Consider the following 19,293-nt stretch of genomic DNA (forward strand, 5'->3'; position numbering starts at 1 on the left):
AAAACCCCCATTTCCTGACATGGCATTTCCTGTGACCGATACCCCGCGCCGCGACCTCTACCCCGAGCTGGAAGCCTATGCCTCGGGCTGGATGGCGACCGACAGCGTCCACGAGATCTATTACGAGGAAAGCGGAAATCCGCAGGGCGTGCCGGTCATCGTCCTGCACGGCGGCCCCGGCGGGGCGGTCAATCCGGGGATGCGCCGCTACTTCGATCCGGCCAAGTACCGCATCGTCATGTTCGACCAGCGCGGCTGCGGCCTGTCGCGGCCCAACGCCTCACTCGAAGACAACACCACCTGGGATCTGGTCGCCGACATCGAGCGTCTGCGCGAGAAGCTGGGCATCGACAAGTGGGTCGTGTTTGGCGGATCGTGGGGTTCGACCCTGTCGATGACCTACGCCATCAAGCACCCGGAGCGCTGCCGCGCGCTGATCCTGCGCGGCATCTTCCTGCTGACGAAAAAAGAGCTGCACTGGTTCTATCAGGACGGCGCCTCGATGATCTTCCCGGACGCCTGGGAACGCTTCGTCGCCCCCATCCCCGAGGCTGAGCGCGGCGACCTGATGGCCGCCTACAACAAGCGTTTGCTGGGCGACGACATCGCCGAGCGCAACCGCTGCGCCGTCGCCTGGTCCAGTTGGGAAGGCGAGACCGTCAGCGTTCAGGGCCCGTCAGGCAAGCCGGACAAGTTCGCCGAGCCGGAGTTCGCCGTGGCCTTCGCCCGGATCGAGAACTGGTACTTCACCAACGGCGGCTTCTTCGACAGCGAGCACTGGATTCTGGAGAACATCGCCACCATCCGCCACATCCCCTGCTGGATCGCGCAAGGGCGCTTTGACGTGGTGACGCCGATCTCGGGCGCCTGGGCCCTGCATCGCGCCTGGCCCGAGGCCAAGCTGGACATCGTCGGCGACGCCGGCCACGCCTCCAGCGAACCGGGCATCATCGACAGCCTGATCAAGGGCACGGACTGGGCGGCGACGCTTTAAACCCGCCGTTGCTTCCCTTCGTCATCCCGGAAAGGGCGCAGCCCTTATCCGGGACCGTCGGAAGCGCCCGCGCCCGACCCAAGCCTATTGGCAAAGCCCCGCGTCCTTGGCGGTCCCGGCTCGGCGCGGCTTACGCCGCCTGGCCGGGATGACGGGTTGGTTCAGACGCCAGCCGGCGCCGGATTGGTCTTCATCACCATTTCATTGAGCTGGAAGCCGATGCGGCGCGCCTCGCGCTCCTCGGGCTTCTTGATCGCGGCCAGGACCACATTGATCTGAGTGTAGTGCTGGATCAGGCGCACCGGCTTGCCGTCGGCGTTGCGGCCGAAGAAGATGATCAGGTCCGGCCCCCAGAAGCCGACATCGACGATCTGCATCGTGCCCTCGCCGGGCAGGCCGACGACGCGGGCGCCGATCTCTTCATCCTTGTCGAGGTTGGCCTCGAACTCCTCGATCAGCTTGGACAGGCGCACAAAGGCCCATTCGGCGGGGTTGCTGCGCATCCGCACGCCCTCGGCCTGAACCGCCGCCTCGTTCCTGGGATCGGCCATGACCGGCTGCGGACAGGGCGTGTCGCCGCAGTCCGAGAACATCGAGGGATCGGCCTTTGGAACAGGATCGGGCGAAATGGCGTCGGGCGCTTTGTCGGTCATGGTCTCAGCCTAACGCCTGAGACCGCAATCAGAACAGTCCCTGCCCCTTCGGCAGTTCGACATACCGGTGGACGTGGGTCGACAGGATCAGCCCAAAGCCGATCATCACCGTCATCATGGTCGAACCGCCATAGGACAACAGCGGCATGGGCACGCCCACGACCGGGGCCAGGCCCATCACCATGGCCCCGTTGATCAGGACGAACAGGGCCAGGAAGGCCGTCATGCCCGCCGCGCTGATACGGCCGAAATGGCTGTGCGAGAGAGCCGCGATCCGCAGTGAGATCAGGATCAACGCCAGATAGCAGGCCAGGACGGTGAAGGAGCCGAGGAAGCCGAACTCCTCGGACACGGTCGAAAAGATAAAGTCGGTATGGCGTTCCGGCAGGAACTCCAGCTGGCTCTGACTGCCCAGGCCATAGCCCTTGCCCATCAGACCGCCGGACCCCAGGGCGATCTTGGACTGGATGATGTTGTAGCCCGTGCCGGACGGGTCGGCCTCGGGGTTCAGGAAGGTCAGGACGCGGTTGCGCTGATAATCGTGCATGACGAACATGACGAAGGGCGGGATGACGGCCACGGCGGCGGCGGCGGCGGCGGCGATCACGCGCCAGCTCAGGCCCGCCATGAACATGACGGCGGCGCCGGTCAGGCCAATGATCATGGCCGAGCCGAGATCGGGCTGCTTGGCCACCAGCAGGAAGGGCAGACCGATCATTCCCAGGGGAAAGAGCAGCTTCCACGACCAGCGCGCGTCCTGGGCCGAGTGGCCATGATACCAACGCGCCAGCGCCAGAACGAGGCCGATTTTCATGAACTCGGCGGGCTGGATGCGGATAAAGCCAAGGTTCAGCCAGTTCTTGGCGCCCCCCGCCACATAGCCCATCGGCGTGAACTCGATCAGCAGCACCATGAACAGCAGCAGGCCGTAAACCGGATAGGCCGCGTGGAACCACCACTTGGGGTGAACCATGGCCAGGCCGATCATGGCGACCAGCAGGACGCCGAAGCGCAGCAGATGCTTCCACGCCCAGGGCGACCAGCTACCGCCGGCGATGGAATAGAGCATGGCCGTGCCGATACCCGCCAGAACGCACAACAGGCCGATGACGCGCCAGTCCAGCTCGGCCAGCTTGCTGGAAATCCGGTCACGTTCGCCGGGACGGGTCAGGGCGGAAGCGGTCACTGCGCAGGCTCCGGCGGGGGCGCGACGATATCGGTAGGCAGGGCGTCAACGGGTTCGCCGCGCGCTTCGGCCTCTCGGGCGCCGGCGTCCTCGGGCGCCTCGAAGCCCGCCTGTTCGATGCGGGCGCGAATCTCGGGGTCCTTCAGCAGGGCGACCTTCATGACTTCGCGCGCACGCGGGGCGCCGGCCGTGCCGCCGCCCAGACCGCCGTGTTGCACGATCACCGACACGGCGTAGCGGGGATTGTCGGTCGGAGCATAGGCGATGAAGAGGTTGTGGTCCTTCTGGGCCCAGGGACGACCGGCGCCCTTTCGCGATCCGGCGCCATAGTTCTGGGCCTGAGCCGTGCCGGTCTTGCCGGCCATGCGGACCGCGCCCAGGCCCAGCTGACTGTTGCGGAAGCCCGTCCCGCCGACGTCGGTCACGGCCTCCATGCCGTCGCGCAACACCTTCAACAGGGCGGTGTCATAAGGCAGGTCGGCGAAGGCCGCGCCCGCCCTCTGTTCGACCCCGCCGATCGACTTGATCAGGCGCGGCGTCACCGCCTTCTGGCCATTGGCGATGCGCGACGTATAGACCGCCAACTGCAGGGCGTTGACGTTCAGGGCGCCCTGCCCGATGCCATAGCTGGGCGTTTCGCCCGGATACCATTTGCCGTCGCCCCGCACGGGGTTCCTGCGCCGCCATTCGCGGTCCGGCACCAGCCCCGCCTTCTGACCCGTCAGGCCGATGTCGAAGGTCTGTCCAAAGCCCATTTCGCGCGCGGTCTCGGCGATGGCGTCGGGGCCGAACTCCGTGGCCAGCGTCATGAAGTAGACGTTGCAGGAGTTCTTGATCGCACCACGCAGGTCCAGCGCGCCATGCCGCCCCAGGCAGGCGAAGCGCCGGCCCAGGAAGAAGCTGCCGTTGCAGACCACCCGGCGATTGGGGTCCCAGCCCCGCTTCATGGCCGCCAGACCGACGATCGGCTTGAAGGTCGAACCCGGCGCGAAGGTGCCGCCCAGCGCCTTGTCCAGCAGCGGACGCCGCTCATAGTCGGCCAGGGCGCGATAGATCTTGGACGGCACGCCCGAGACGAACAGATTGGGATCGAACGACGGCGACGAGACCATGGCCAGGATGTCGCCGTTGCGCACATCCATGACGACGCAGCTGCCGGATTCCTCGCCAAAGACCTCCAGCGCCCGGTTCTGCACATCGTTGTCCAGGGTCAGCAGGACCTCGGAGCCCTGGACCGCCGCCTTGGAGCCCGCGGCGTCCTCAGCCACGACCCGGCCGCGCACATCGACCTCGACCCGCTTGCCGCCGGCCTCGCCGCGCAGATCAGTGTCCAGCGCCTTTTCGATGCCCTGACGTCCGATGCGGAAGCCGGGGTTGAACAGGATGGCAGGCGGTTGCTCGCCCTTATCCCGGATCGCCTTGACGTCGCGGTCCGACACCTTGGCCACATAGCCGATGACGTGGGCGTAGGCGCCCCCGAACGGGTAGTAGCGGGCCTCGTTCATGTCAGCCATCACGCCCGGCAGCTCGGCGGCGTGCAGGTTGACCTTGGAGAACTCCTCCCAGCTCAGGTCCGCCTTGACAGGAACCGGAGAGAAGCGCGGGGCGGCGTTGATCTCGCGGATCAGGGTGCGGCGACGTTCCAGCGTGTCCGGCAGAAGTTGACCCAGCAGGTCCAGGGTCTGATCCAGGTCCTTGGTCTCGTCGCGCACGACCAGAACGCGGAAACTGGGGCGGTTGCCGGCGATGATGACGCCGTTGCGGTCCTTGATCAGTCCGCGCGGCGGGGGCACCAGGCGAAAGTTGAACTGGTTGTTGGTGGCGAGGGTGGCGTATTCCTCGGCCTTCACGATCTGAAGCTGGGCCAGCCGACCGACCAGCGCCATGGTCCCCAGCGCCATCCCCCCGCCCAGCAGGAAGGTGCGCCGCAGGAAGGACCCCTGCCGCTCGTTGACGTCGGAGAAGAAGATGTGAGGTTCGCTGCTCATCGGAAGCGCACGTCGGCGTCGTCAAATCGCTGGATCAGCCAGTCGGCCAGGGGAAAGAGCAACAACGTCGGCACGACCTGACCCAGGACGGCCAGGATGCTCGGCGCATTGCCCAGGCTCAGGGTAGTGATCATGTAGGCCAGGAAGAAGGCGAAGCCCGTCGAGGCGACATAGAGGGCGAACAGGACGATGGTCGCCTGCCCCGCCAGGAAGTTCGAGGCCAGCAGGATGGCCCCGTAGACCGCCAGCAGGCTGAGCGGCCACAGCCCCAGGGCGCCGCCCCAGAACAGGTCAAGGAACAGCCCCAGGCCGAACAGGACGACCGGCGCCAGCATCGAGGGCCGGATCAGCGGCCAGGCGAAGGCCAGAACCAGAGGAAAGACCGGCTCGGGCAGGTTCAGGCCGAACAGGCGGAAAGGGACGGCCAGCAGCACCGTGGCCGCAATCGCAGTCAGGGCAGGATAGACGATCCATTGCAGCGGGCCGACCACGCGGACCGTGATCGCCCGTCTCACTCCGCTGCTCCCGCCGGGGTGGGAACAGGCTCGCTCGAGGCCGCTGCCGGCTGAACCGGCGCCGGAGCCGTCGGGCGGGGTGCGGCGGGACGCGGCTGTACAGCCGGGCGGGTGGCAGCCGGACGGGTCGCGGCCGGAGCCGAGCTCGTCGAGGCTGGCGCTGCGACCGGCGCAGCCGCCAGGGCAGGCGGCGGCGCGGCGTTGGCGGCGCGCACGCGTTCAGCGGCCGCGGCGGCGGCGGCGGCGCGGCGGGTCGCCACATCCTGAATGGCGGCGGCCTGGGCCGGGGTCGGCGGCGGCGCGGCGGCCAGGCTGGCCAGAGGCGGCGCGTTCAGGGCGTTCTGGTCAGCCAGTTGGCTGAAATCCTGGAACAGCAGGACGCGGACATAGTCGATGGCGGTGCGATCGCTGAACAGCTTGACGCGCCAACTCCCGTCAACGCCCTTGGCGGCCACGCCGATGGGCAGCCCGCGCGGGAAGCCGCCGCCGTCGCCCGAGGTCAGGATGCGGTCGCCTTCCTGCACCGATCCCGCGCCGCGCACATAGTCCAGACGCGGGCTGCCGCTGCCATCGCCGGTCAGCATGGCGCGGGCGTCGGTGCGCTCAACCAGAACCGGGGTGCGCGACGCCACGTCGGTCAGCAGCAGCATCCGGCTGTTGCCGGCCGAGGCGCCCATGATGCGCCCGACCAGTCCATGCTCGCTGAGCACAGGATTGCCGATGCGGACGCCCTTGGCCGCGCCGATGTTCAGCAGCCGCGAGCGGGCGAAGGGGCCGCGCGCATCGGTGATGGCCAGGCCCGTGACCATGGGCACCGGCGGTTCGGTCTTCACGCCCAGCATCTGTTCGTAGCGACCGTTGAGGTTCTTCAGCGCCAGGGCGTCGTCGCGCCAGGCGTTCAGTTCGACGATCTGCGCGCGCAGACGACGGTTCTCGGACACGGCGAAGAAGTAACCCTTGACGTAGTCGACGGCGTTGCCGGTCCAGCGCACGGGCGCAGACAGGGCCCCGCCGACAGGGGCCGCCGCCGTCTCAAAGCCGGCCCTGGCGGGCGCATAGCCGTCTGCGTTCTGAGGCTGGCGGCTGTCGCCAAGCAGGAGCATGGCCGCGCCGATGATGCCGACGACGACCACGACCGCGGCCGTCCAGGCCAGCGGCACCTTGATGTTCTCGAACGGTCCGTCGCGAAACGCCACGGCCAGCCTTCCTACCTAGAGATCCGGGATCGGCGGGGTCAGGCCCCGCCGACGATGAGAGCCTATCGCAAAAACCGATTCCCGAAGACGGCGGTCGTCACGACAGGCTGTTCAGCCTCAGAGCGAGGACTCGAGGACGCCCTTCATCCACGACGGGTGCTCCAGCACCTTGCCGCAGCCGATGGCGACGCAGGACAGGGGATCGTCAGCGACCTGAACCGGCAGGCCGGTGTGGTCGCGGATCTCGACGTCCAGGCCGCGCAGCAGAGCGCCGCCGCCCGTCAGCATGATGCCCTTGTCGGCGATGTCGGCGGCCAGTTCCGGCGGCGTGGCTTCCAGCGCGACCTTGACGGCCTCGACGATCTGCGAAACCGGCTCGGCCAGGGCTTCAGCCGCCTGACGCTCGCTCATCTTCACTTCGCGCGGCACGCCCTGCATCAGGTCGCGGCCCTTGACCTCGATCGACAGGCCTTCGCCGTCAGCCGGGATACGGGCGGTGCCGATGTCCTTCTTGATGCGCTCCGCCGTCGTTTCACCGATCAGCAGGTTATGGTTGCGGCGCATGTAGCTGATGATGGCGTCGTCCATCATGTCGCCGCCGACGCGGACCGAACGCGAATAGACGATGCCCGACAGCGACAGGACGGCGACCTCGGTCGTGCCGCCGCCGATATCGACGACCATCGAGCCGGTCGGCTCGTGGATCGGCAGACCCGCGCCGATGGCGGCGGCCATGGGCTCGTCGATCAGGCCGACGCGGCGGGCCGAGGCGTTCAGGCAGGAATCATTGATGGCGCGGCGTTCGACAGCCGTGGCGCCCGACGGGACGCAGACGATCATCTTGGGGTTCACGAAGCCCTTGCGGTTATGAACCTTGCGGATGAAGTGCTTGATCATCTCTTCGGCGACTTCAAAGTCGGCGATGACCCCGTCGCGCATCGGACGGATGGCTTCCATGTGACCGGGCGTACGACCCAGCATCTGCTTGGCTTCCAGGCCGACGGCGTGGACGATCTTGCGACCGCCGACGTTGCGCAGGGCCACGACCGAAGGTTCGTTCAGGACGATACCCTTGCCGCGCATGTAGATCAGGGTGTTGGCCGTCCCCAGATCCATCGCGATGTCGTTGGAGATCATGCCGAAGAGGGGTGAAAGCATGGGCGTCGGTTACCGCTTGTTCGGGCCTGCTAGGGCGTGAGTCTTGTTCGTCCGCGCTGGCGACGCCCTGCCCCGCGCACCCATGTGCGCCGAACCATCCTGATCGTCCTCGCCTGGCCGACTACAGGCCCGTTTGCCCGCATGGCGCGTCGATTGCAAGCGCCTATGACTCACCGATCACAGCCTTGTCACAGCAAGGCTTGAAAGCCCGTCCGCTCAAGCTTTCCAGCCCCGCTTGCGGCTCGGCGCGTCAGATCGCCGACAGGCCCTCGGCGGCGAGCGCTCGTTGAACAGCGGGACGCGATTGCACCCGGTCCAGATGAGCGTTCAGTCCGGGGAAGCGCGCCTTGTCCAGCAGGTCCGCCTGGCGCGCCCAGCGGCTGAAGACCATCAGATAGCCGTCTGTGACCGAATGATCGGCGCCCAGGGCCCAGGGGCCGACCAGAAGGTGCTGTTCCGCCAGGTCATACTTGGCCAGGGCCTGCTCCACCGCCTCGTCGCGGGCAGCGCCTTCGAGCGGCGGACGCGAGAACAGCACCTTGCCGATGGCGGGGTGAAGAGAGGACGCCAGCCAGGCGTTGAAAGCCTGAAGTCGGGCAAACGCGAAGGGATCGTCCAGCGGCGCCAGCCGAGCCTGCGGATGTGTCTGGGCCACATAGGTCAGGATGGCGACGTTCTGGGTAATCACGCCGTGGGCCGTCGCCAGGGCCGGCGTCACGCCCGCGGGATTGACGGCCAGATATTCCGGCGTGCGCTGCTCGCCCCGGCGCAGATCAACCTTGTGCAACTCATGGTCGGCGCCCGCCTCCTCCAGAGCAATGTGCGAGGCCATGGCGCAGGCGCCGGGCGAATAATAGAGCTTCAGCATCGTCATCTCCGGTTCAATCCACGTCTGATAACCGCGCCGCCTCGCGACGCTTGACCAACTCGCGCACCGTCATCATCAGGCCCAGCCAGATGACGGCGACCCCGGCGAGGATGAGGGAGGTCCACACCCCGTCGCCCGACACCGCCGCCATGAAGGAGCCGCCGAAGAAGGCGACTAGGGCCGTCTTGGGCAGGACGCCCAGGGCACACCCGGCCAGAAAGCCCGGGAAAGAGGCTCGCACCGCGCCGAACGCCATGTTGACGACGATGAAGGGCGCCGAGGGCACATTGCGAATGATGAAGCTGGCCGAAAAGGCGTTGCGGCCGACGAAGCGCTGCAACCGCTCGGCCGCGCCGCCGCCGAAGCGCTCCAGAGCCCGCGCCGTGGGACCGCGCCCCAGCCAATAGGTGACCGCCGCCGAAACCACCGTGGCGATCCAACTGTAGAGGAAACCGAACCACGGCCCGAAGGCCACCACGCAGGCCGCAATCAGGATGAACTGCGGAATGCCGACAAAGGCCGACAGGGTGAAGACGGCAATGGCGGCGACCAGCCCCCACGGCCCGACGCGATAGCCCTCAAGCCAGGCCTCAAGCTTTTCCTCGGCGCCCAGGGTGAAATGCGCCTTGCCGAAGGCGAACAGGGCGATGATTCCCCCCAGCAACAGCAAGCTGACCAACAGGGTGCGCCAGCGCTGAGCCTCCATGTTCAGCAGGAAATCGACGATCCGCCGCATAAATTTCGCCCAAATCGCCTTTTAATCGTCTGCGAGACGCACAAACGTTGTGCGCCCGCGCGGGGTTGCGTATCAAGCCTCGCCTCCCCGGCTCTCTTCACATCCTCCAGACGGGATAGTCATGTCCAGCCTTCAGTCCACCGCCCTCGCCCGCGTCAAGCCTTCGGCCACCCTGGCCGTGACCGCCCGGGCCCGGGAACTGAAACGCGAAGGCCGCGACGTGATCGGCCTGGGCGCCGGCGAGCCCGACTTCGACACGCCCGACAACATCAAGGCGGCGGCGATCGACGCCATCAAGCGCGGCGAGACCAAGTACACCGACGCCGACGGGATGCCGGAACTGAAGGCCGCCATCGTGGCCAAGTTCGCGCGCGAAAACGGCCTGACCTACGCCGCCAACCAGATTCACGTCGCCTCGGGCGGCAAGCCGGTGATCTTCAACGCCTTCGTGGCCACGCTGAACCCCGGCGACGAGGTCATCGTGCCCGCCCCCTACTGGGTGTCCTACCCGGACATGGTGCTGCTGGCCGGCGGCGAGCCCGTCACCGTGATCGGTGAGGAAGCCGACGGCTTCAAGCTGCGCCCCGAGGTGCTGGATGCCGCCATCACGCCGAAGACCAAGTGGATCATCCTCAACTCGCCGTCGAACCCGACCGGCGCCGCCTATACCCGCGCCGAACTGGAAGCCCTGGCCGTGGTGCTGCGCAAGCATCCGCAGGTCTGGATCCTGACCGACGACATGTATGAGCACCTTGTCTATGGCGGGTTCGAATACCTGACCATCGCCCAGGTCGCCCCGGACCTTTACGACCGCACCCTGACGGTCAACGGCGTGTCCAAGGCCTATGCCATGACCGGCTGGCGCATCGGCTATGCCGGCGGTCCGAAGCCCCTGATCGACCTGATGAGAAAGGTGGCCAGCCAGACGACCTCCAACCCGTCGTCCATCAGCCAGTGGGCCGCCGTCGAAGCCCTGAACGGCCCGCAGGACTTCCTGGCCGAACGCTCCGCCGCCTTCGAGAAGCGCCGCGATCTGGTCGTGTCCATGCTGAACCAGGCTGAGGGCGTCCGCTGCCCCACCCCGGAAGGCGCCTTCTACGTCTATCCTTCGATCGAAGGCCTGATCGGCAAGACGACGCCCTCTGGCGTGGTCATCACCGATGACGAGGTTTTCACCGCCGAGTTGCTGGATCACGAAGGCGTGGCCGTCGTGCAGGGTACGGCCTTCGGCCTCAGCCCCTATTTCCGCGTCAGCTACGCCACGTCGGAAGCCGTGCTGGAAGCCGCCTGCACGCGCATCCAGAAGTTCTGCGCTTCTCTGAAATAACCTACGAGAGCGGCGCCGGGGGAATGTTCAACGTCGGCGCCGTCTTCAGGATGAAGGACAGGCACCATTCCGAAGCCCGACGCGAGTTGTCGCGGTCGCCCTCGGGGGTGCGTGTCAGCAGGCAGGCCGCATCGGGCCTGTGATCGCTGTCCGGCGCCGCATAGAGCACCAGTCCCCCGCCCGGCCCCGTCTCGCGGCGGTAGGTCATCTTCAGGGCGCCGGATGTCTTGAGGGTGAAGGCCTCGGCCTCGCCGCCGCCTAGCAGGGCGCGAACCTGGGCGTCGGCGTCGCCGGGCGCCAGGCGGAAAAGCTCCGCCTTCAGGGCGTCGCCCGGCTCAGGCGTCAGGGTGAAACGCGGCAGGTCCTGCGGAGCCGCCGACAGCATCCCCGACATGACGAGCGCGAGCAGCATCAGGCCGCGCGGCTGACCGCGAAGTCGGCCAGGTCTTCCAGCGCCGAACGCCAGTCGCTGGCCGGCAGGACCGACAGCGCCGCCTTCGCCTGATCGGCATAGTCGCCGGCGGCGTCCAGCGTCGCCTCGACTGCGCCGGTGCCCAGGATCAGTTCACGCGCCCGGTTGAAGTCCTCGGGCGTGCGTTCGCCCTTGGTGATGACCCGGTCCCAGAACAGGTCTTCCTTGCCCTTGGTGCGCTGGACAGCCAGCAGCAGCGGCAAGGTGGCCTTGCCCTCGTTGAAGTCGTCGCCCGCGTTCTTGCCGAGCGTCGCCGTGTCGCTGCCATAGTCGAGCGCGTCGTCGGCCAGTTGAAAGGCGATGCCCAGAGCCATGCCATAGTCGCGCAGCGCCTTGACCTGTTCCTCGGTCGCGCCCGCGCCCACCGCGCCCGACTCGGCGGCGGCGGCGAACAGTTCGGCCGTCTTGGCACGGATGATCTGCAGATAGGTTTCCTGATCCAGATTCAGGTCGTGGGCGCGCGTCAGTTGCAGCACCTCGCCCTCGGCGATGACGCTGGACGCCGTGGCCAGAATGCCCAGGGCGCGCAGGGAATCCGTCTCGACCATCAGTTCAAAGGCGCGGGCGAAGAGGAAGTCGCCGACCAGCACCGACGAGGCAGCGCCCCAGATCAGATGCGCCGCCACCTTGCCGCGCCGCATCTCCGAGCCGTCGACGATGTCGTCGTGCAGAAGGGTGGCGGTGTGGATGAACTCGACCGAGGCGGCCAGCTTGGTGGCGGCGGCGATGTCGCCCTGAGCCCCGATGGCGCGAGCGGCGGCGACGGTCAGCAGGGGACGCAGGCGCTTGCCGCCCGCCGAGATCAAATGCTCGGCCAGCAGGGGGATCACCGGCACGTCGGACTGCATCCGGGCGATGATCAGGGCGTCAACCGCCGCCATGTCGTCCTTCGCCAGACGAACAAGAGCGTCCACATCGCCCTTGGGGCGGGGAGCGGCGACGAGAGCTGCGTCCACGAAATTCTCTTTCAGCACAGGGGCGAAGGAGGAGATTCGCCCGGAAATCACACGCATCCGCTTGCCCGAACGCGATGCGGCGCACAATGGTGGCGGCATCATGATGGGTCAAGCCGGGTCAACCCTTACTGCCGCAGTTGATGTTGCGGAATCCGCCCTGCTGGGCGGACGCGTCCGACTGCGCCAACCGGTGAAGGGCTATCGCGCCGGTATGGACGCCGCCCTGCTGGCCGCCGCCGTCGACGCCAAACCCGGCGAGCGGCTGATCGAGGCGGGCTGCGGCGCGGGCGCCGTGCTGATGCAGGTCGCCGCGCGACGCCTCGGCGTGACCCTGGCCGGGCTGGAGCGCGATGTGACCGCCGCCGGACTGGCGCGCGAGAACGCCGCCCTGAACGGCGTCGAAGATCGCACTACGATTGTCAGCGGCGACGTGGCGCAGGGCTTTCGCGCGCTGGACCTGCCGACCTTTGACTGGGCCGTCAGCAATCCGCCCTTCTTCGACGACCCCGGCGCACTGCGGGCGCCCGGCCCCGGCAAGATGGGCGCCTGGATGGCCGACGACGGCTTGAAGGCCTGGACCGGCTTCCTGCTGAAAGCCGTGCGCGAGGGCGGCAGGATCGTGGTCATCCACCGCGCCGACCGTCTGGCCGACCTGCTGGCCCTGCTGGGCGAGAAAGCCGGCTCCTTCGCCATCCGCCCGATCCATCCCTATGCCGACCAACCCGCCAAGCGGGTGCTGGTCCAGGGCATCAAGACCGGCAAGGCCCCCTTACGCCTGCTGCCGCCCCTGGTCCTGCACGACCGCACCGAGGCCAAGCACAGCCCCGAGGCCGAGGCCATCCTGCGCGGCGAGGCGGGGCTGGGTTGGTGATGGCGCCTCTCCCTCCCCTTCATGGGGAGGGTGGCTGACGCGCAGCGTCAGACGGGTGGGGGGGGTTGGCGATACGGAGCGCGGCGCGCGATTTGCCGAAGCGCCCCCACCCGGCTTGGCTGCTACGCGCCGACCTTCGGTTCGCCCTTCGGGCTCAACCACCCTCCCCAAAATGGGGAGGGAGAGGTATGGAACCGCCATGTCCCTGCGCCCCCTGTTCCCGACCCAAGTCTATGAAGCCTCGCTGGCCGCCGCGCCCGGCTGGGCCGAACTGCACGAGGAAATCCTCGACCTCTGCCTGGTCATGGCCGAGGAGGACGAGGCGGGGATCGCATGGTGCAAGACCAACCACTATCCGGGCTACACCTCCTATGGCTCGATCAACGACCTGCCGCACCGCTTCCCCGAGTTCGCCGAGCTGAAGCGGCTGCTGGACAAGCACGCCGCCGCCTACGCCAAGGCCCTGCACTTCGATCTGGCGCGCAAGCCCAAGCTGGACAATCTGTGGGTCAACGTCCTGATGCCCGGCGGCGGCCACACCGGCCACATCCACCCCCACGCCATCATTTCCGGCACCATCTATATCCACGTCCCCGACGGCGCCTCGTCGCTGAAGATTGAAGACCCGCGCCTGGTCATGATGATGGCCCGCCCCGGCCTGACCGCCGCAGCGACCGAGGCCGAGAAGCCCTTCGTCTATCTGAAGCCCGCCTCAGGCACGATCCTGATGTGGGAGAGCTGGTTGCGCCACGAGGTCCCGGCCAACCGCGCCGAGGAACAGCGTATCTCGATCAGCTTCAACTACGCCTGATCGCCCTTTCAAGGCCGCATTTCCCCTGAAGTCTGCCCTTCTGGTGAAGCTTGAGGGGGCCTCCATGCGGGCATTGGGACTGGCGATGATTCTGCTGACGGCGAGCCTCGCCGCGGGCTGCGGCGAACGGGCGGACGCCCAAACCACCGCCAAATCCGCCGCCGAGGGCGCACCCTATGTGCTGACGGGCACTCAGGTCTGGTCCGTGCCCGACCCCGTCTCGGGCCGCGACTATGAGGTCTTCGTCAGCCTGCCCGCCAGCTATGAGGCTCAGCCTAACCGCCGCTATCCGGTCCTCTATGTCACCGACGCCGACTACGCCTTCCCCATCATCCGCCAGATCGCGCGGCGGGTGAATCTGGAGGGACCAGTGATCGAGGAGTTCATCCTGATCGGCCTGTCCTACGCAAAGGGCGACGGCGGCGCCGACAGCCGTCGGCGCGACTACACCCCCACGCCCAACGGCCCGCGCAATTCCGCCGGCTCCGTGCATGGCGGCGGTGCGGCCTATCAGACCTATCTGAAGACCCAGGCCCTGCCCTTCGTGGAGCAGAAGTTCCGCACCGATCCGGCCCGCCGCGTCCTGCTGGGCCATTCCTACGGCGCTCTGCTGGGGTCCCAGATCATGTTCACCGATCCGACGATGTTCAGCGGCTATGTGCTGGGCAGCCCCTCCTTCTGGTACGACAAGCGCCACATGATGAAGGTGGAAGCCGACTACGCCCGCACCCATCGCGACCTGCCCGCCGAGGTCTTCATGTACGTCGGCGGCTTCGAAGGCCCGGGCCCCACCGCCCGGCATGACAACGAGACGGACATGGTCGGCGACATGCGCACGATGGAGCGGTTGCTGAAATCGCGCGCCTATCCGGGCCTGACCATCCAGTCGACGGTGCTGGACAACGAGGACCACCTGACCGTCGCCCCGGTCGGCTTCACCCGCGCCCTGATGGCCGTCCTGCCCGCCAAGCCCTAGTCCCGCACAAAGACCGCGTCCTGATAGGTCAGCGTGGTCGGGCGACCTTCGGCGTCCAGTTTGAACACCAGGCCCTCGCCCCGGAACGGAGTCAGTTCGACGCGAAGGCCCTCAGGCTCAGTCAGGTAGTCGGCCAGGGCCTGCTGCACGCCGATGGCGACGGACAGACGCTCGCCCGCCTCGCGGATCGTCAGGGTTCCATAGGCCGGATTGACGTAGTCGCCCACATAGGCGGCGTTGGCCAGCGACAGGGTGCGAGGCCGCTTGGCTCGCGATTCCAGCGCCCCGGCTATGCCGGTGCGGCGGCGGTCGCGTTCGGCGATCAGGGCGTCCAGTTTGACATCATAGACGGCGTCGATATCGGGCAGGCCGGCGAACCAGTCATAGGCGTAGTTGGCGACCACATCGGCCAGGTCGCCCACGAAGGCGTCCTCGTTGACCATGACCGTCACGCCCAGACGACGCTCGGGCATGAAGGAGACATGGGCGCGCGAGCCCGAGAAGTTGCCGAAGTGGTGGATCAGCACATCGTCGCCATAGCGCCCGACCTGCCAGCCCAGACCATAGCCGCTGCGGACATAGGGGCCGAAGGTCGCCTCCTGCGCCACCCGCGATGCATGGGTCGAAGCGACCAGCCCTGCCGGGAACACCTGACGCCCGCCGACACGGCCGTCGTTGATCTGCGCCTCCAGCCAGATCGCCATGTCGCTGGCGGTCGAGATCAACCCGCCCGCCGACTGCATCGTCGCGTCGGTCTTTTGCAGAGGCGACCGCTCGGGCTGGCCCGGAATACGGCCGAAATGCCCGGCGGCGACCACCGCGCCGGACGCCCGCGCCGCGTCGATGCGCGCGGTCGTCGCCGTCATGCCCAGCGGCGTCAGCACCTCGTCCTCGACCATGGCGCGCCAGTCGCGGCCCCAGCGGCGCTCGCTCAGAACGGTGGCGAGGTTGTAGCCCGAGTTGGCGTAAACGAACTGCCCATAGGGGGTGTCGCGCGGACGCGTCTCCGCCGTCAGCCGCCACAGGACCTCGGGCGTCCAGTCGCCGGTATAGGCGACCCGGAAGGCGATCGGGTCATTATCCACGCCCGAGCGGTGGCTCAGCAGATCGGACAGGGTGATGCGAGAGGCGATGTCGTTCGGCACGCCCGACGGCGGGGCCCAGTCGGCCAGGGGGGCGTCCAGACCTACCTCGCCCCGCTGCCCCATGGCGGCGAACGACAGGGCGGTGAAGGACTTGGTGGCCGAGGCGATGTAGAATCGGGTGTCCGTCGTGACGGCTGCGCCTGTGGCCACATCCGCCACGCCGAAGCCGGCCGCGTGAACCAGCCCGCGCTCGTCCACCACGGCGACGGCCAGACCCGGCGCCGCCTCGACCCGCTGCATCGCCCAGCTGGCAAAGGCGTCCAGCGCCGCACCGAAGGCTGCGCGGTCCTGCGCGCCCGCCTCACCTGCCGCGCACAGCACACCCGCCGCCAGCAGCGCCCCCATAGACCGTGACTTCATAGTAGCCGCTCCCCTGCCCTTTGCGGACTGACGGGTAGAGGCCGTGACGGGCGCGAACAGATGCAGCGCGCCTTCAAACCGCCCCGCGTTACGTCTAGAGATTTGCTCAAAGGGTCTGCGACGGCTACATCCCGCGCCAACCTCCCCATCAGATCAGACGACAGGGCGAAACCGCACCTCATGGCGCAGCAATATATTTTCCAGATGCAGGGTCTGACCAAGACCTTCCCCGGCGGCAAGAAGATCTTCGAGAACATCTGGCTGAGCTTCTACAACGACGCCAAGATCGGCGTTGTCGGGGTCAACGGCTCGGGTAAATCCACCCTGCTCAAGATCATGGCCGGCCTGGACAACGAGTTCACGGGTGAAGCGCGCGCCGCCGACGGCATCAAGCGCGGCTACTTGGAACAGGAACCCAAGCTGGACGACAGCCTGAACGTTCGCGAGAACGTCGAGGCTTGGTGCGAGGAGAAGCAGTGGGTCAACCGCTTCAATCAGGTCGCCAACGAGCTGGGTGAAAACTACACCGACGAACTGATGGAGGAGATGACCGCCCTCCAGGAGAAGATCGACGCCGGCGACGTCTGGGACATCGACAGCCGCATCGACCAGGCCATGGGCGCCTTGCGCTGCCCGCCGGATGACTGGGAAGTCACCAACCTGTCGGGTGGTGAAAAGCGCCGCGTGGCCCTGGCCCGCCTGCTGCTCAGCAAGCCCGACATGCTGCTGATGGACGAACCGACCAACCACCTGGACGCCGAATCCGTCGCCTGGCTGCAGCACCACCTGGAGAACTTCCCGGGCTGCGTCATCCTGGTCACCCACGACCGTTACTTCCTGGATCAGGTGACGAAGTGGACCCTGGAACTGGACCGCGGCAAGGGCCACCCGCACGAGGGCAACTACTCCTCGTGGCTGGAAGCCAAGACCAAGCGCGTGGTTCAGGAGCAATCGGAATCCGAAGCCCGCCAGCGCGCCCTCACCCGCGAGCTGGAATGGGTCCGCTCGGGCGCCAAGGCCCGTCAGGCCAAGTCCAAGGCCCGTCTGGCCGCCTATGAGAAGATGGTCGCCGATCAGGAAAGCAGCCGCCAGGCCCAGTCCTTCGCCGTCATCCAGATCCCGCCCGGCCCGCGCCTGGGCAACGTGGTTCTGGAAGTCGAGGGCCTGAAGAAGTCCTATGGCGACAAGACCCTGTTCGACAACCTGACCTTCAAGCTGCCGCCCAACGGCATCGTCGGCGTCATCGGCCCCAACGGCGCCGGCAAGTCGACCATGTTCAAGCTGATCACCGGCCAGGAAACGCCGGACGGCGGCACCATCAAGGTCGGCGAGACGGTCAAGCTGGCCTATGTCGACCAGTCGCGCGACGACCTGAAGCCGGATGAAACCATCTGGCAGGCCATCTCGGGCGGCACCGACGTGATGATGGTCGGCAAGCGCGAGATCAACACCCGCGCCTATGTCGGCAGCTTCAACTTCAAGGGCGGCGACCAGCAGAAGAAGGTCGGCCAACTGTCCGGCGGTGAGCGCAACCGCGTGCACCTGGCCAAGACCCTGGCCTCGGGCGGCAACCTGATCCTGCTCGATGAACCGACCAACGACCTGGACATCGAAACCTTGCAGAACCTCGAAGAGGCTCTGGAGGAGTTCGCCGGCTGCGCCGTGGTCATCTCCCACGACCGCTGGTTCCTTGACCGTCTGGCCACCCACATCCTCGCCTTCGAAGGCGACGGCCACGTGGAATGGTTCGAGGGCAACTTCGAAGCCTACGAACAGGACAAGATGCGCCGCCTGGGTGCGGACAGCATCATTCCCAAGCGCATCCAGCACCAGAAGTTCGGTCGCTGATCCGAGAAGCAGAATGAAGAACGGCCCTCCGAGCAGTCGGGGGGCCGTTTTTCTTTGGCCTGTCACATCGCGTATCAGCCCTCCCCTGCCGTCATTCCGGGGCGCGAAGCGAACCCGGAACCCAGACGCCTGATGCATCTCCGCCCTAGCCGCTGAAGCCGCCGCCTGGGCCCCGGATCGTCCCTTCGGGCCGTCCGGGGTGACGGCGAAGGGGAAGCGCGAACGGGCCAAGGTCAGATGGCCGCCCAGTCTTCATCTTTGGCCGCTGGCGCTCTGGCGGAACCGGGTTAGTCTGGCCTCATGACCCAGCGCCCCGCCATCCTGATCATGCAGCGGCACCTCGCGCCGCTCAGCGTCTTCCTCGAAGGCGCCTACGACGTCTATCGCTTCTGGGAGGGACCGCCGATCGAGGCCGCCGCCGATGTGCGCGTCCTGGTCGTCGCGGGCGAGTTCGAACTGGACAAGGCCTTGATTGAGCGCCTGCCCAACCTGTCGCTGATCGCCTGTTTCACCTCGGGCTATGACGGCATCGACGTGGAGTGGTGTCGCGCGCGCGGCCTGCCCGTCACCCACGCCCCGGCCATCAACCACGAAGACGTCGCCGACCACGCCATCGGCCTGATCCTGGCGGCGCGGCGTCAGATCGCCGAGGGCGACCGGCAGGTCCGCGCCGGCGGCTGGACCCCGGCGTCCAAGACCATCACCCCGTCGATGGGCGGACAAACCCTGGGCATCGTCGGCCTGGGCGCCATCGGCGAGGCCATCGCCCGCCGCGCCGAAGTCATGCGCATGACCGTCCAATGGTGGGCGCCCCGCGCCAAGGACGCCGCCTGGCCCCGCGCCGACAGCCTGCTCGACCTGGCCCACGCCTCGGACGTTCTGGTCGTCGCCTGCCGCGCGGACGAGAGCAACCGCGGCCTGATCTCGGCGGAAGTGATCGAGGCGCTCGGTCCCACCGGCCTGCTGGTCAATGTCGCGCGCGGTCAACTGGTGGACGAAGACGCCGTGATCACCGCCCTGCGCGACGGGCGGCTGGGCGGGGCGGCGCTGGACGTCTTCGAGACCGAGCCGACCGAGGCGCCGCGCTGGGCGACCGTGCCCAACACCGTCCTGACGCCCCACACCGCCGGGGCCACGACCGAGGCGGTTCAGGGGATGCTGATGCTGCTGTTGCAGAACCTGTCGGCCCATTTCGCGGGCGAGCGGCTGAAGTCGCCCGTCGCGACCTGACCT

Annotated in this window: 18 protein-coding genes; 7 read left to right on the forward strand and 11 right to left on the reverse strand. The window is 67.4% G+C overall.

The genetic code is table 11. The features are described from left to right. The first annotated feature begins 19 nt into the window (after positions 1–19). A complete protein-coding gene (gene pip / locus P0Y52_08955; protein ID WEK56680.1) occupies positions 20–994 on the forward strand; it encodes a prolyl aminopeptidase in 975 nt (324 codons plus the stop codon). 161 nt (positions 995–1,155) lie between these two features. Here pip and P0Y52_08960 read toward each other — a convergent pair whose 3' ends face one another. The 8 genes from P0Y52_08960 to P0Y52_08995 form a co-directional block, all read right to left on the reverse strand. After that, entirely contained in the window at positions 1,156–1,647 is a 492-nt protein-coding gene (locus P0Y52_08960; GenBank protein ID WEK56681.1) for a DUF6173 family protein, read from the reverse strand. Positions 1,648–1,675: 28 nt separating this feature from the next. Next, a complete protein-coding gene (rodA, locus tag P0Y52_08965; GenBank protein WEK56682.1) occupies positions 1,676–2,833 on the reverse strand; it encodes a rod shape-determining protein RodA in 1,158 nt (385 codons plus the stop codon). Next, on the reverse strand, positions 2,830–4,821 hold the full coding sequence (gene mrdA / locus P0Y52_08970) for a penicillin-binding protein 2 (protein ID WEK56683.1): 1,992 nt from the start codon (positions 4,819–4,821) through the stop codon (positions 2,830–2,832). Before mrdA ends, rodA begins: the two co-directional genes overlap by 4 nt. Continuing rightward, positions 4,818–5,336, reverse strand: coding sequence for a hypothetical protein (locus P0Y52_08975; protein ID WEK56684.1), 519 nt, complete (start codon positions 5,334–5,336; stop codon positions 4,818–4,820). The genes mrdA and P0Y52_08975 overlap by 4 nt, the downstream gene beginning before the upstream one ends. Next, a complete protein-coding gene (gene mreC / locus P0Y52_08980; GenBank protein ID WEK56685.1) occupies positions 5,333–6,532 on the reverse strand; it encodes a rod shape-determining protein MreC in 1,200 nt (399 codons plus the stop codon). Before mreC ends, P0Y52_08975 begins: the two co-directional genes overlap by 4 nt. A gap of 117 nt (positions 6,533–6,649) precedes the next feature. Then, positions 6,650–7,690, reverse strand: coding sequence for a rod shape-determining protein (locus P0Y52_08985; GenBank protein ID WEK56686.1), 1,041 nt, complete (start codon positions 7,688–7,690; stop codon positions 6,650–6,652). A gap of 250 nt (positions 7,691–7,940) precedes the next feature. Then, a complete protein-coding gene (locus P0Y52_08990; GenBank protein ID WEK56687.1) occupies positions 7,941–8,558 on the reverse strand; it encodes a glutathione S-transferase N-terminal domain-containing protein in 618 nt (205 codons plus the stop codon). A 13-nt stretch (positions 8,559–8,571) separates the two neighbouring features. Further along, on the reverse strand, positions 8,572–9,294 hold the full coding sequence (locus P0Y52_08995; protein WEK56688.1) for a VTT domain-containing protein: 723 nt from the start codon (positions 9,292–9,294) through the stop codon (positions 8,572–8,574). A 121-nt stretch (positions 9,295–9,415) separates the two neighbouring features. On the opposite strand from P0Y52_08995, the gene P0Y52_09000 reads away from it, so the two are divergent. Then, positions 9,416–10,621, forward strand: coding sequence for a pyridoxal phosphate-dependent aminotransferase (locus P0Y52_09000; GenBank protein ID WEK56689.1), 1,206 nt, complete (start codon positions 9,416–9,418; stop codon positions 10,619–10,621). Position 10,622: 1 nt separating this feature from the next. On the opposite strand, the gene P0Y52_09005 is transcribed toward P0Y52_09000, so the two are convergent. Both P0Y52_09005 and P0Y52_09010 read right to left on the reverse strand, forming a co-directional pair. After that, positions 10,623–11,033 (reverse strand): hypothetical protein, encoded by a 411-nt coding sequence (locus P0Y52_09005; protein WEK56690.1) that lies wholly within the window; start codon positions 11,031–11,033, stop codon positions 10,623–10,625. Continuing rightward, complete coding sequence (locus P0Y52_09010; protein WEK59467.1) at positions 11,033–12,007, reverse strand: polyprenyl synthetase family protein; 975 nt, start codon at positions 12,005–12,007, stop codon at positions 11,033–11,035. The genes P0Y52_09005 and P0Y52_09010 overlap by 1 nt, the downstream gene beginning before the upstream one ends. A gap of 142 nt (positions 12,008–12,149) precedes the next feature. Here P0Y52_09010 and P0Y52_09015 point away from each other — a divergent pair, with 142 nt between their 5' ends. The 3 genes from P0Y52_09015 (at position 12,150) to P0Y52_09025 (ending at position 14,707) form a co-directional block, all read left to right on the forward strand. Continuing rightward, on the forward strand, positions 12,150–12,920 hold the full coding sequence (locus P0Y52_09015; GenBank protein ID WEK59468.1) for a methyltransferase: 771 nt from the start codon (positions 12,150–12,152) through the stop codon (positions 12,918–12,920). A gap of 199 nt (positions 12,921–13,119) precedes the next feature. Then, positions 13,120–13,731 carry a TIGR02466 family protein gene (locus P0Y52_09020; GenBank protein WEK56691.1) on the forward strand — a complete coding sequence of 204 codons (612 nt, stop codon included), beginning with the start codon at positions 13,120–13,122 and terminating at the stop codon, positions 13,729–13,731. Between the two features lie 64 nt (positions 13,732–13,795). Beyond that, positions 13,796–14,707, forward strand: a complete 912-nt coding sequence (locus P0Y52_09025; GenBank protein ID WEK56692.1) for an alpha/beta hydrolase-fold protein — start codon at positions 13,796–13,798, stop codon at positions 14,705–14,707. Here P0Y52_09025 and P0Y52_09030 read toward each other — a convergent pair. Beyond that, complete coding sequence (locus P0Y52_09030; GenBank protein ID WEK56693.1) at positions 14,704–16,212, reverse strand: serine hydrolase; 1,509 nt, start codon at positions 16,210–16,212, stop codon at positions 14,704–14,706. The two genes, P0Y52_09025 and P0Y52_09030, sit on opposite strands and share 4 nt — an antisense overlap. Before the next feature lie 180 nt (positions 16,213–16,392). Here P0Y52_09030 and ettA point away from each other — a divergent pair, with 180 nt between their 5' ends. Both ettA and P0Y52_09040 read left to right on the forward strand, forming a co-directional pair. Then, a complete protein-coding gene (gene ettA, locus P0Y52_09035; GenBank protein ID WEK56694.1) occupies positions 16,393–18,060 on the forward strand; it encodes an energy-dependent translational throttle protein EttA in 1,668 nt (555 codons plus the stop codon). A 300-nt stretch (positions 18,061–18,360) separates the two neighbouring features. Further along, the gene (locus P0Y52_09040) at positions 18,361–19,290 is read left to right on the forward strand and encodes a 2-hydroxyacid dehydrogenase (GenBank protein ID WEK56695.1); all 930 of its coding nucleotides are present in this window, start codon (positions 18,361–18,363) and stop codon (positions 19,288–19,290) included. The last annotated feature ends 3 nt before the right edge of the window (positions 19,291–19,293 follow it).

Source organism: Candidatus Brevundimonas phytovorans (assembly GCA_029203145.1).
Lineage (GTDB): Bacteria > Pseudomonadota > Alphaproteobacteria > Caulobacterales > Caulobacteraceae > Brevundimonas > Brevundimonas phytovorans.